The following is a 12,352-nucleotide window of genomic DNA, read 5'->3' as shown; positions in this document are numbered from 1 at the left end:
TTCGCGCGCAAGCGCGCTACAGCGCCTCGCCGCGCAGCAGACGCGGCACCTCGCCGGACAGCCCGGCCGCCTGGCGGATGAAGGCGCTCTTGAGCGGCGGCAGGCGATCGACGATGCCGAGGCCGATATCGCGCACTGTACGCAGCAGCGTCGATTCGTTGGAGAACAGCGCGTTCAGCGTATTGGTGGCGACGCCCATCGCCATGGTGTCGAACCGCCGCCAGCGCTGATAGCGCTCGAGCACGTCGGCCTGCCCGAAATCGAGCCCGAGCCGCGCCGCATCGACGACGCACTCGGCGAGCGCGGCAATGTCCTTGAGGCCCATGTTGAGGCCCTGCCCCGCGATCGGATGAATGACATGCGCGGCATCGCCGACCAGCGCGAGCCGCGGCGCGACGAACGAGCGGGCGACGAAATATCCCAGCGGAAAGGCGCGCGGCGTGTCGAGCGCACGGACCTCGCCGAGCTTGAGGCCAAAGCGTGTTTCCAGCTCCTGCTGGAATTCGTCGGCAGGCAGCGCCACGATGCGCGCCGCCTCGCGCCGCTTCTCGGTCCACACCAGCGACGAACGCTGGTCCTTGAGCGGCAGGATCGCAAACGGTCCCGCCGGCAGGAAGTGCTCCTCGGCGCGGCCTTCATGATCGCGCTCGTGGCCGACGGTGACGACAATGCCCGACTGGTCGTAGTCCCAGCCGTGGGTGGCGATCCCGGCGCGCTCGCGCAGCTTCGAGCGTGCGCCGTCGGCCGCAACCAGCAGGCTCGCCTCGATCGGCGTGCCATCGGCGAGCCGCACGGCGATGCCATCGGTGCGCGCGTCATAGCTCGTCACCGCGGTCGGACGCAGCGTGATGCCGGAGGCCTCCGCGCGGGTCACCAGCGCATTGATGAGATGGCGGTTCTCGACCATGTGCGCGAACGGCTCGCCGGGAGCGACCTCGCCGGCGAAGGTGAGGAACACCGGCCGCGTCGCGTCGGCGAGCTGGCTGTCGGTGACCACCATGTCGAGAATCGGCTGGGCGTCGCCCTCGACCGCGCCCCACACCTCCAGCGCCTCGAACAGGCGGCGGCAGGCGGCCACGATCGCCGAAGCGCGCGGATCGCGGGACGGCCGCGTCGCCAGCGCCGGATCGGCGACGATGATCGGCGTGTCGTCGCCGAGCCCCTGGCGCAGCGCCAGCGCCAGGGCGAGCCCTGCGAATGCGCCGCCGCCGATGACGATACCTCGTTGCGTGGACATGGTCGTCTTCCCATACTCGCTCTTGCCACGCACGCACGCTTGGGCAACATAGTCCCGCGCCTGGAACACGGCGGATGCTGTTGTTCTATCAGCAATTCCGTGCACCCGGAAATGTTCAAAATCGCGGCGCCCAGCCCGGCGAAACCGAGGACCGAGACACGCCATGTCGAAAAGCCTGATTGACCTGATCTCGATTCTCGACATCGAGCCGCTGGAAGTGAACCTGTTCCGCGGCCTCAGCCCCAAGACCAGCTGGCAGCGGGTGTTCGGCGGCCAGGTTATCGGCCAGGCGATGGTAGCGGCCTGCCGTACCGTCGAAGGCCGCATGCCGCATTCGTTGCACTGCTATTTCATCCTGCCGGGCGATCCGCAGATTCCGATCATCTACGAGGTCGAGCGGCTGCGCGACGGCAAGAGCTACAGCACGCGGCGTGTCACCGCCATCCAGCACGGCCAGGCCATCTTCTCCATCATGGTCTCGTTCCATGTCGACGAGGACAGCTCTTTTAATCATTCCGAAGTGATGCCGGACGTGCCGCCGCCGGAAAAGCTCACCGCCGAGGAAGTCGCAAAGCAGCCGATGTTCCGGGAGATGCCGGAATTCATCCGCCGCTACTATGAATCCGACCGGCCGATCGAACTGCGTCCGGTCGAGCTCGGGCGCTATTTCGGCCAGAAGATCGACGACGGCCGTATCCATGTCTGGATCCGCACCGCCGCCAAGCTGCCGGACGATCCGGCGCTGCATATGTGCGCCCTCGCCTATGCCTCGGATTTCTCGCTGCTCGACGCGGCAATGGCGCGTTATGGCCGAACCTTGTTCGACAAGCGCATGATGCCGGCGAGCCTCGACCACGCCATGTGGTTTCACCGCCCGTTCCGCGCCGACGAATGGCTGCTCTACAGCCAGGATTCGCCGAGCGCCCAGAGCGGCCGCGGCCTGACCCGCGGGCTGATCTTCAAACCCGACGGCACGCTGGTGGCCTCGGTGGCGCAGGAAGGCTCGATCCGCGAACGCAAGAGCTGACCGGCCGCCCCCTGCGACCCGCGCCCCGGCCGACCGGACGCCCCGGACGGCTGCCGGCCGGATGGGCAGAGCGTCCGGAATTGCCGTAATATTTTGCCGACAGCCTTTATCGCAGGCAGCAAACCTGCTTATTTCCTGCGTCCGTGCCGCCCGCGTCGGCAGGCGCGGGGGCGTCGTCGCGGGATGTCACACCCATGACATGGGCGCGCGATCCCGTAAGGCCCGGGCGCTGGCTGTCAGCGGAGCCTGGCAGCGAACCAATCAGGGCGCGTGAGAGAGCTGGGAAGGCCGGGGACTATGAAACTTGTTGTTGCGATCATCAAACCGTTCAAGCTCGACGAAGTGCGCCAGGCGCTGACCGCCATCGGCGTCCACGGCATGACGGTGACCGAGGTGAAGGGTTATGGCCGCCAGAAGGGCCATACCGAAATCTATCGGGGCGCGGAGTATGTGGTGAACTTCCTGCCCAAGCTCCGCATCGAAATCGCGGTCTCCTCGGAGCTCGCGGACAAGGCGGTGGACGTCATCACCACCGGCGCGCGCACCGGACAGATCGGCGACGGCAAGATTTTCGTCACGCCGATCGACCACGCGCGGCGCATCCGCACCGGCGAGACCGACGCCGACGCGCTCTGACGCCATAACGTCCTGCCCGGGCGCGCCCAACGCCGCGCGCGCCTTCATTATTGCCTGCTGGGGATCATCCATGACGGCCACGTCTCGCCGCGCATTGCGCGCGGCTGTCTTCGCGGCGCAGCCGCGCGCGCGCATTTCTCAAGTCAGCTCTCAAGTCATCGTCCAGGGTGTCGCCACCGGCGCGCTGCTGGCGGTCGCCGGCGCAACGCCGGCGCTGGCGCAGCCCGCGACGAGCGCCATCAGCGCCGTCGACACCGCGTGGATGATCATCGCCACCGCTCTCGTGCTGATGATGACCATTCCCGGCCTCGCGCTGTTCTACTCCGGCATGGTGCGCAAGAAGAACGTGCTCGCCACCATGGCGCAGAGCCTGGCCGCAGTGGCGCTGATCTCGATCCTGTGGGTGGTCTACGGCTACAGCCTCGCTTTCGTCGGCAACGGTGACTGGATCGGCACGCTCGACCGCGGGCTGCTCGCCGGCCTCGAGATGACCAGCGTCAACCCGCTGGCGAAAACGATTCCCGAGGCGCTGTTTGCGCTTTACCAGATGACCTTCGCGGTGATCACCGTGGCGCTCGTCGCCGGCGCCGTCGCCGACCGGCTGCGATTCTCCGCCTATGTCGTGTTCTCGATCTGCTGGTTCACGCTGGTCTATGTGCCGCTCGCCCACTGGATCTGGGGCGGCGGCTTCCTCGCCGCAGCCGGAACGCTCGACTTTGCCGGGGGTCTTGTCGTGCATCTCAGTGCCGGCACGGCCGGCCTTGTCGCAGCCCTGGTGATGGGCAACCGCCGCGGCTACGGCACCGAGAACCTCGCGCCGCATGATCTGTCGCTGGCGATCATCGGCACCGGCCTGCTGTGGGTCGGCTGGTTCGGCTTCAACGGCGGCTCGGCGCTCGAGGCCGGCTCGCGCGCGGTGATGGCGATCTTCGCGACCCATCTCGCCGCCTGCGCCGGCGCGCTGACCTGGACCGCGATCGAATGGCTGACCCGCCGCAAGCCGTCGGTGCTCGGCATGATCTCCGGCGCGGTCGCCGGTCTCGGCACGATTACGCCGGCGTCGGGCTTTGTCGCGCCATGGCACGGCATCGTCATCGGCATCATCGCCGGCGCGGTCTGCTTCTGGGCGTGCACCAGCCTCAAGCACCGCTTCAACTACGACGACTCGCTCGACGTGTTCGGCATCCATGGCATCGGCGGCCTGATCGGCACGCTGCTGGTCGGCGTGTTCGCCACCTCGGCGATCGGTGGCTCGTCCGGCCTGATCGAAGGCAACGGCAAACTGATTCTCAGCCAGCTCTACGGCGTCGCCGTCACCTTCGTCTGGACCGGCGGCGTCACCTTCGTGCTGCTCAAGATCGTCGACGTCATGGTGCCGCTGCGCGTCACCAGGGACCAGGAGCTGGAAGGCCTCGACATCACCCAGCACGGCGAGGCGCTGCAGTAACCCGGCCGCGCCGCGCGGTCTTCCGGCCGATGCGGCGCGCGCCCCTCTCGCCCCCCGGCGACAGGGCTTGCGATCCAGATAAGTATATGCTTATGTGTCGTTCATGGAGAACGACATCTTCAAGGCATTGGCCGACCCGACCCGACGGGCAATCTTCGAAAAACTCGCCGACGGCGGCCAGAACGCCAGCGCCCTGCGCGAGGGCATGCCCATCAGCCAGCCGGCCATGTCACAGCATCTCGCGGTGCTGCGCGCCGCCGGGCTCGTGCGCGAGGAGCGCCAGGGCCGCTTCGTCAATTACGAGGTCGACCCCGACGGCATCGCCCATATCGGCAGCTGGCTCGCCCGCTACCGCGCGTACTGGCCGCAGCGGATGGACGCGCTCCGGACCCTGCTGAAGGACATGGACCAATGACCGAGCCGGCGACTGCGGACCGCACCCCCGAGCACGACAGGCTGGAGCTGGACTATGAGTTCGAGGCGCCGCCCGAAAAGGTCTGGCGCGCGGTCACCATCCCGGCGCTGCGCGAGCGCTGGCTCCCCGATGCCGATCTTGCGACGGCCGAACCCGACACCACCGTCGACGGCGAGGAAGTGCGCTACCGCATGCGCGATCCACGGCCGCCGTTTGGTGAGAGCGTGGTCACCTTTCGCCTGACCCCGACACCGGCAGGCGGCACGCGCGTCCACATCATCCACGAACTCGGCATCACGCAGCACCACGCCGCGCAGGCGCTGCACGGCGCCAACAGCAACGACGTTCTGATGCGCGCCGCCTGAGCGGCGAGACGATCGCTGGTCTTGCTCAAACGGCCTAACGCCAAAATACCCGCCTTCATCGCTGAAAGGAGGTCGCCGATGCGCGACATGATGCAGCTCGTCCCCATGGTCGTCGAACAGTCGAGCCGCGGCGAACGCGCGTTCGACATCTACTCGCGCCTGCTGCGCGAACGCATCATCTTCCTCAATGGCGAGGTCAACGATGCGCAGGCCGGCCTCGTCTGCGCGCAGCTCCTGCTGCTGGAAGCCGACAACCCCCACAAGCCGATCAACCTCTACATCAACTCCTATGGCGGGGTGATCACCTCGGGCCTTGCGATGTACGACACCATGCAGTTCATCAAGGCGCCGGTACATACGCTGTGCATGGGCACGGCGCGCTCGATGGGCTCGTTCCTGCTGATGGCGGGTGCACGCGGCCAGCGCGCAGCGCTGCCCAACGCCAGCCTTCACGTCCACCAACCCCTCGGCGGCTTTCAGGGACAGGCCTCCGACATCCTGATCCATGCCGAGGAGATCCGGCAGACCAAGCACCGCATCACCCGCCTCTATGCCGAGCACTGCGGCCGCAGCTATGAGGAGGTCGAGCGCACCCTCGACCGCGATCATTTCATGACGGCCGAACAGGCGCTCGCCTTCGGCCTGATCGACCGCATCGTTTCCGCCCGCGATCTCGCCGCCTGACGCGATCGCAGGCAGGCCTTCGCTGCACCCGCCAACGGCCGCGCCATCCCCGGTGCGACCACGCGATTGAACTATCGCACTGTTTTAACTGATCTCTTTGTCTTCAACCGCAGCATTTCGCGTGCTGCGCGCAGCGATGCGTCGACGCGCGCCCTGGTTTTGAGTGCTGACCGGATGAGCACAATTGTGTCGATTATCTGTTTTGCTCACGTCTTGAGCCGCCCTGGCTAAGTTTTGGGCGCGACAGTTTGGCACGCCGCCCCCGTTTTGCACTGCCGCAGGAAAACGTCCGGATTCAGAGACCGTTAGCCCGCACCGCCCGGTTGGCACGGCATTTGATTCTATGGGTCCCGGCTGGCCCGTGGGGAATGCTCGTCCTTCGCGTGGTGACCTTCAGTCGAGACAGCCCGGTCGATCACGGCCGGGCCCAAGCGGGGAACTGAACCCATGAAAATTGTCATGGCCATTATCAAGCCATTCAAATTGGAAGAGGTCCGTGATGCCTTGACCGCCATCGGCGTTCACGGACTGACGGTCACTGAAGTCAAGGGCTATGGCCGCCAGAAGGGCCATACCGAGATCTACCGCGGCGCCGAATACGCCGTGAGCTTCCTGCCGAAGATCAAGCTCGAGGTCGCGGTCGCATCCGACCAGGTCGACAAGACCATCGAGGCCATCACCGGCGCCGCCAAGACCGGCCAGATCGGCGACGGCAAGATCTTCGTCATGAGCCTCGAGCACGCCGTCCGCATCCGCACCGGCGAGTCCGACGCCGCCGCCCTTTGATTTCGCGTTTTTCATTCACTCAGGAGTACGACATATGACGTTCAAGCGTCCCACCGGCGCGGGGTTGGCAGCTCTTGCCATCGGCGTTCTCGCCGCGACCGCCGCCCACGCCGAGCCCACGGTCAACAAGGGCGACAACGCCTGGATGATGACCTCGACGGTCCTCGTCCTGCTGATGACCATTCCCGGTCTCGCACTGTTCTATGGCGGCCTCGTCCGCTCCAAGAACATGCTCTCGGTTCTGGCGCAGGTGTTCTACACCGTGTGCGTCGTCTGCGTGCTGTGGGCCCTCTATGGCTACAGCCTCGCCTTCACCGGCGGCTCGCCCTACATCGGCGGCTTCTCCAAGGCCTTCATGATGGGCATCACGCCCGACTCGATGGCGGCGACCTTCACCGCCGGCGCCAACATCTCGGAGCTGATCTACTTCTGCTTCCAGATGACCTTCGCGGCGATCACCCCGGCCCTCATCGTCGGCGCCTTCGCCGAACGCATGAAGTTCGCGGCGATCGCGCTGTTCATCCCGCTGTGGGTGACGCTGATCTACTTCCCGATCGCCCACATGGTCTGGTACTGGGCCGGCCCGGACGCCATCGTCGATGCGGCGAAGGCGCTGGCTGCGGCGGCTCCCGATGCCAAGGCGGCGGCGCAGGCCAAGCTTGACGAAGTCATGGCGGACGCCGGCCAGGTCTACCTGTGGGGCGCGCTCGACTTCGCGGGCGGCACCGTGGTGCACATCAACGCCGGCATCGCCGGTCTCGTCGGCGCCCTGCTGATCGGCAAGCGCACCGGCTACGGCAAGGAGCTGATGGCGCCGCACTCGCTGACCATGACCATGATCGGCGCGTCGCTGCTGTGGGTCGGCTGGTTCGGCTTCAACGCCGGCTCCAACCTCGAGGCCAACGGCGGTGCGGCTCTCGCGATGACCAACTCCTTCCTCGCCACCGCCGCTGCGGCGCTGTCGTGGATGTTCGCGGAGTGGATCATCAAGGGTCACCCCTCGCTCCTCGGCGCGCTGTCCGGCGCGGTGGCGGGCCTCGTCGCGGTCACCCCGGCGGCCGGCTTCTCCGGTCCGATGGGCGCCATCGTCCTCGGTCTCGTCGTCGGTGTGGTCTGCCTGTTCTTCTGCACCGTGATCAAGAACGCGCTCGGCTACGACGACTCGCTCGACGTGTTCGGCGTGCACTGCATCGGCGGCATCGTCGGCGCGCTCGGCACCGGCATCCTGGTCAACCCGGCGCTCGGCGGCACCGGCGTGATGGACTACGTCGCCGGCAAGATCGGCGACTACGACTTCACCACCCAGATGATCGCGCAGTGCAAGGCCGTGGCCACCACGCTGGTGTGGTCGGGCATCGGCTCGGCGATCCTCTACAAGGTGGTCGATGTCATCGTCGGGCTCCGCGTCAATGTCGAGAAGGAGCGCGAAGGCCTCGACGTCACCGAGCACACCGAGCGCGCCTACAACATGTGAGGCACTCGGCAGCGCGTTTTCGAGCGAAGTGGATACCGGTTCGCGTGAAGAAAATGCGGCAAGTAAAAATTCAGAGCGCGTTCACAAACGCGCTCTGAGGGACACGGTTGGGGCATAAACCCGGCAATGCCCCGTCCGTACGAAGGGCCCCGGCGCAAGCCGGGGCCCTTCACCTTTTCCGGGAGGCCCGCTGCGAACTTTCAGCACCGCAGCCGCCGCCCTGGCCGATGGTTAATCGCGTCTTAACCTCGCCGCATCTATGGTGATCTGATCCGGTCCCGCTCGATCTCACGGTGCGATCGACAGATCAAAAGTGCTGGCGTTTCAAGATGGTTACACCCGCTTCTCCCTCCCCGGCGCCAGGCAGCCAGGACAGCGAGCGCTCGCCGTTCGCGCGGCTGACCGACCTGCTGAAGGGACTTGAGCCGGGCAAGCCCCTCATCAACCTGTCGCTCGGCGAGCCGCAGCACCCCGTACCCGCCTTCGTCGGCCCGGTGCTGACCGCCCACGCCACCGAATTCGGCCGCTATCCCGCCGCCAAGGGCATCGAACCGTTTCGCAAGGCCGCCGCCGACTGGCTTGGCCGCCGTTTCACCCTGCCACGCCCGGTCGACCCCGACAGCGAGGTGCTGGTGCTGAGCGGCAGCCGCGAGGGCCTGTTCTTCGCCGCCATCGCCGCCGCCCGCCATGTCGCCCCCCGCGCCGGCAGGCCGGCGATCCTGCTGCCCAACCCGTTCTACCCGGCCTACGCCGCCGGCACGGACGCCGCGGGCTGCGAGCGCGTGCTGCTGCCGACCACGCCCGACAACGGCTTCCTGCCCGACCTCGACGCCATCGACGAGGCGACGCTGGCGCGCACCGCGGCATTCTTCCTCGCCTCGCCGGCCAATCCGCAGGGCGCGGTCGCCTCGCCGGCCTATTTCAGGCGGCTCAAGGCGCTCGCCGACCGGCACGGCTTCGTGGTGCTGAGCGACGAATGCTACTCGGAGATCTACACACAGACGGCGCCAGGCAGCATCCTGGAACATGCCGGCCCGGACTTCGGCAACGTCGCCGTGTTCCAGTCGCTCTCCAAGCGCTCCAACCTGCCGGGCATGCGGGTCGGCTTCGCCGCCGGCGACAGGGCGTTCCTGGCGCGCATGCATGAGCTGCGCAACGTCGCCGCGCCCACCGTGCCGGTGCCGCTGCAGCATGTCGCCATCGCGGCCTATGGCGACGAGGCCCATGTCGAGGACAACCGCGCACGCTATCGCCTCAAGTTCGATCTGGCCGACCAGATCCTCGGATCGCGGTTCGGTTACCGGCGCCCGGCCGGGGGGTTCTGCCTGTGGCTGGACGTCTCCGCCCATGGTGGTGACGAAGCCGTCACGGTGAAGCTGTTCAAGGACGCCGGCGTGCGGGTCATTCCCGGCAGCTATCTGGCGCGGCGGCAGGCTGATGGCAGCAACCCCGGCGCCGGCTATATCCGTGTCGCGCTGGTGCAGGAGAGCGACGTCACCGCGGAGGCGCTGCACCGGATCGTGGCCGTTCTGGACGGCGCAGGTCCGCGTGACGCTCCGCACGAAGGCGCGCATCACGGCGCGCAGGAGGCGCGATGAGCATGCCGGCGATCGAGCGCGTCATTCCGCTGGTCGGCCAGCTTCCCGATCCGTTGCGCGAGATGGTGGTTCGCCGCCTGCGCGAACTCACTGGCCTTGGCCTCGTCGGCCTCGCTGGCATCATGGCCGCCGCGCTGATCACCTGGTCGGTGCAGGACCCGAGCCTCAGCCACGCCACCGCCGGCAAGATTCACAACATCATCGGCTTCCCCGGCGCCATCGGCGCCGACCTGCTGATGCAGATCATGGGGCTCGGCGCCATCATGATCGTGCTGCCGATCGCGGTGTGGGGCTGGCGCATGATGACCCACCGCCATTTCGATCGCGAGGCGCTGCGCATCGCCAGCTGGATCCTGAGCGCGACGATTGCCGCCGGCTTCTGCAGCTGCTGGCCGCGCTCGGTGTCCTGGCCGCTGCCGACCGGCCTCGGTGGCGTGGTCGGCGACGCACTGGTGCGTGCGCCCGCAGTCATCTTCGGACCGCCCGGCTTCGTCTATCGCGCCATTCTCGGCGGCATCCTGTTCGTCGCCATGGTCGTGACCTTCCTGTTCGCCTGCGGCCTCGGCGCCCAGGAGAGTATTGCCGACCCGCGCGCCGCCGCGGCGGACGAAGACGACGATCTGCCGATCGACGAGGACGAGGACCGCCGCTCGGTCTCGCTGGGCTGGCTGGTGCACGGCCTCCTGAGCCTCAAGGCACAGCTGTGGCGCGCGCTGCGGCTCGGCTATGGCCTGCTGGTCGCCAGCCGCGAGACCAAGCGCGTCGCGCCGCTGGAGCGCCGCGAACCGCGGCTCGGCGACCGCCGGAGCCCGTCGATCGCGCCCCGGCACGACGACGACGAGGACGAGGAGCACTACGCCGCCGCGTCTCGCGACGACGCCCCCGAGGACGTCGATGTGGAGGACGAGGAGGAAGAAGAGGACGAGGAGCCTGTCGCTCCCGCGCCGCGCAAGCGCGCCGCGAAGGCCGCGCCGGCACCGGCGAAGAAAGCCCTGACCTTCACGCTGCCGCCGCTGTCGGTGCTCGCCGCACCCAAGGCTGGCGACCGCAAGCCGCTCAGCAAGGCTGAACTCGAACAGAATTCCAAGGCGCTGGAAGGCGTGCTGCAGGACTTCGGCGTGCGCGGCGAGATCACCAACGCCCGACCTGGCCCGGTGGTCACGCTGTACGAACTGGAGCCCGCGCCGGGCATCAAGTCGTCGCGGGTCATCGGCCTCGCCGACGACATCGCCCGCTCGATGAGCGCGCTGTCGGCGCGCGTCGCCGTCGTGCCCGGCCGCAACGCCATCGGCATTGAGCTGCCGAACGAGCACCGCGAGAAGGTCTACTTCCGCGAGATGCTGTCGACCAAGGAAGGCGCCGAATCGACCGCCAAGCTGCCGCTGTGCCTTGGCAAGAATATCGGCGGCGAGCCGATCGTCGTCGACCTCGCCCGCATGCCCCACCTGCTGATCGCCGGCACCACCGGCTCGGGCAAGTCAGTGGCGATCAACACCATGATCCTCAGCCTGGTCTACCGCCTCCGGCCCGACCAGTGCCGCCTGATCATGGTCGATCCCAAGATGCTGGAACTGTCGGTCTATGACGGCATCCCGCACCTGCTGACGCCCGTCGTCACCGATCCGAAGAAGGCGGTGGTGGCGCTGAAGTGGGCCGTGCGCGAGATGGAGCAGCGCTACAAGAACATGGCCAAGCTCGGTGTCCGCAACATCGACGGCTACAATGTGCGCCTCGCCGAGGCCCGCGCCAATGGCGAGGAGCTGACACGCACGGTGCACACCGGCTTCGACAAGGAAACCGGCAAGGCGATCTACGAGGAAGAGAAGCTCAACCTCGATCCGCTGCCCTACATCGTCATCATCGTCGACGAGATGGCCGACCTGATGATGGTCGCCGGCAAGGACATCGAAGGCGCGGTGCAACGCCTCGCCCAGATGGCGCGCGCCGCGGGCCTGCATGTCATCCTGGCGACGCAGCGTCCGTCGGTCGACGTCATCACCGGCACCATCAAGGCCAACTTCCCGACCCGCATTTCCTTCCAGGTGACGTCGAAGATCGACAGCCGCACCATTCTCGGCGAGATGGGCGCCGAGCAGCTGCTCGGACAGGGCGACATGCTCTACATGGCCGGTGGCGGCCGCATCAGCCGCGTGCACGGACCGTTCGTCTCCGACGACGAGGTCGAGAAGGTGGTGCGCCATCTCAAGACCCAGGGCGCGCCGGAATATCTCGAAGCGGTCACCACCGAGGAAGAAAGCGAAGAAGACAGCGCGGTGTTCGATGCCACCGGCATGGGTGGCGGCGAGGGCAACGACCTGTTTGCGCAGGCGGTCCAGATCGTCAAGCGCGACCGCAAGGCCTCGACCAGCTACATCCAGCGCCGGCTGCAGATCGGCTACAACCGCGCCGCCTCGCTGATGGAGCGCATGGAGCAGGAAGGCATCGTCGGTCCTGCGAACCACGCCGGCAAACGCGAGATTCTGGTGGGCGAGGAAGAAGAGCGCTACTAAGCCGTGGTGACCATCGCAGTCATGTCATTCGCAGTCATGTCATTTCCACAAACCGCCTTCGGTACGGGGTCGCGAAATCGCCACAGCTTTGGGCTAGCGCCGGCTTGGAAAACCGCTAGTCTACCGGCCCTCGGCTCGCTTGCGCCCCGTTCGAGGGAACTGCTCTTTCACGC

The 12,352-nt window shown here is 67.1% G+C and carries 11 protein-coding genes; 10 read left to right on the top strand and 1 reads right to left on the bottom strand.

Going from position 1 to position 12,352, the window contains the following annotated elements; genetic code table 11:
• Positions 1 to 16: 16 nt before the first annotated feature.
• On the bottom strand, positions 17 to 1,237 hold the full coding sequence (locus tag JQ639_RS26235) for a ubiquinone biosynthesis hydroxylase (protein WP_211968646.1): 1,221 nt from the start codon (positions 1,235 to 1,237) through the stop codon (positions 17 to 19).
• Between the two features lie 163 nt (positions 1,238 to 1,400).
• Between JQ639_RS26235 and tesB the strand changes: the two genes are divergently transcribed.
• From tesB to JQ639_RS26185, 10 genes are all read left to right on the top strand, one after another.
• On the top strand, positions 1,401 to 2,264 hold the full coding sequence (gene tesB, locus JQ639_RS26230; RefSeq protein ID WP_211968647.1) for an acyl-CoA thioesterase II: 864 nt from the start codon (positions 1,401 to 1,403) through the stop codon (positions 2,262 to 2,264).
• 297 nt (positions 2,265 to 2,561) lie between these two features.
• Positions 2,562 to 2,900 (top strand): P-II family nitrogen regulator, encoded by a 339-nt coding sequence (locus JQ639_RS26225; protein ID WP_211968648.1) that lies wholly within the window; start codon positions 2,562 to 2,564, stop codon positions 2,898 to 2,900.
• Positions 2,901 to 2,970: 70 nt separating this feature from the next.
• Positions 2,971 to 4,347, top strand: a complete 1,377-nt coding sequence (locus tag JQ639_RS26220) for an ammonium transporter (protein ID WP_283811583.1) — start codon at positions 2,971 to 2,973, stop codon at positions 4,345 to 4,347.
• Positions 4,348 to 4,450: 103 nt separating this feature from the next.
• Complete coding sequence (locus JQ639_RS26215; RefSeq protein ID WP_211968649.1) at positions 4,451 to 4,762, top strand: ArsR/SmtB family transcription factor; 312 nt, start codon at positions 4,451 to 4,453, stop codon at positions 4,760 to 4,762.
• A complete protein-coding gene (locus JQ639_RS26210) occupies positions 4,759 to 5,127 on the top strand; it encodes an SRPBCC family protein (RefSeq protein ID WP_211968650.1) in 369 nt (122 codons plus the stop codon). The genes JQ639_RS26215 and JQ639_RS26210 overlap by 4 nt, the downstream gene beginning before the upstream one ends.
• 78 nt (positions 5,128 to 5,205) lie before the next feature.
• Positions 5,206 to 5,811, top strand: a complete 606-nt coding sequence (locus JQ639_RS26205) for an ATP-dependent Clp protease proteolytic subunit (RefSeq protein WP_211968651.1) — start codon at positions 5,206 to 5,208, stop codon at positions 5,809 to 5,811.
• Between the two features lie 447 nt (positions 5,812 to 6,258).
• Entirely contained in the window at positions 6,259 to 6,597 is a 339-nt protein-coding gene (locus tag JQ639_RS26200) for a P-II family nitrogen regulator (RefSeq protein WP_211968652.1), read from the top strand.
• A 34-nt stretch (positions 6,598 to 6,631) separates the two neighbouring features.
• Complete coding sequence (locus JQ639_RS26195) at positions 6,632 to 8,071, top strand: ammonium transporter (protein WP_211968653.1); 1,440 nt, start codon at positions 6,632 to 6,634, stop codon at positions 8,069 to 8,071.
• 329 nt (positions 8,072 to 8,400) lie between these two features.
• The gene (locus JQ639_RS26190) at positions 8,401 to 9,669 is read left to right on the top strand and encodes an aminotransferase class I/II-fold pyridoxal phosphate-dependent enzyme (protein WP_211968654.1); all 1,269 of its coding nucleotides are present in this window, start codon (positions 8,401 to 8,403) and stop codon (positions 9,667 to 9,669) included.
• Complete coding sequence (locus JQ639_RS26185) at positions 9,666 to 12,179, top strand: DNA translocase FtsK (RefSeq protein WP_211968655.1); 2,514 nt, start codon at positions 9,666 to 9,668, stop codon at positions 12,177 to 12,179. Before JQ639_RS26190 ends, JQ639_RS26185 begins: the two co-directional genes overlap by 4 nt.
• Positions 12,180 to 12,352: the final 173 nt, after the last annotated feature.

It is taken from the genome of Bradyrhizobium sp. U87765 SZCCT0048, from assembly GCF_018131225.1.
GTDB lineage: Bacteria > Pseudomonadota > Alphaproteobacteria > Rhizobiales > Xanthobacteraceae > Bradyrhizobium_A.
This window is presented reverse-complemented; position numbering and strand designations above follow the sequence as displayed.

Excerpts from the sequence above, each read along its gene's own strand:
- JQ639_RS26235 (WP_211968646.1), bottom strand. The coding sequence starts at position 1,237 with ATGTCCACGCAACGAGGTATCGTCATCGGCGGCGGCGCATTCGCAGGG.
- JQ639_RS26195 (WP_211968653.1), top strand. The coding sequence starts at position 6,632 with ATGACGTTCAAGCGTCCCACCGGCGCGGGGTTGGCAGCTCTTGCCATC.
- JQ639_RS26205 (WP_211968651.1), top strand. The coding sequence starts at position 5,206 with ATGCGCGACATGATGCAGCTCGTCCCCATGGTCGTCGAACAGTCGAGC.
- tesB (WP_211968647.1), top strand. The coding sequence starts at position 1,401 with ATGTCGAAAAGCCTGATTGACCTGATCTCGATTCTCGACATCGAGCCG.
- JQ639_RS26200 (WP_211968652.1), top strand. The coding sequence starts at position 6,259 with ATGAAAATTGTCATGGCCATTATCAAGCCATTCAAATTGGAAGAGGTC.
- JQ639_RS26215 (WP_211968649.1), top strand. The coding sequence starts at position 4,451 with ATGGAGAACGACATCTTCAAGGCATTGGCCGACCCGACCCGACGGGCA.
- JQ639_RS26220 (WP_283811583.1), top strand. The coding sequence starts at position 2,971 with ATGACGGCCACGTCTCGCCGCGCATTGCGCGCGGCTGTCTTCGCGGCG.
- JQ639_RS26210 (WP_211968650.1), top strand. The coding sequence starts at position 4,759 with ATGACCGAGCCGGCGACTGCGGACCGCACCCCCGAGCACGACAGGCTG.
- JQ639_RS26185 (WP_211968655.1), top strand. The coding sequence starts at position 9,666 with ATGAGCATGCCGGCGATCGAGCGCGTCATTCCGCTGGTCGGCCAGCTT.
- JQ639_RS26190 (WP_211968654.1), top strand. The coding sequence starts at position 8,401 with ATGGTTACACCCGCTTCTCCCTCCCCGGCGCCAGGCAGCCAGGACAGC.
- JQ639_RS26225 (WP_211968648.1), top strand. The coding sequence starts at position 2,562 with ATGAAACTTGTTGTTGCGATCATCAAACCGTTCAAGCTCGACGAAGTG.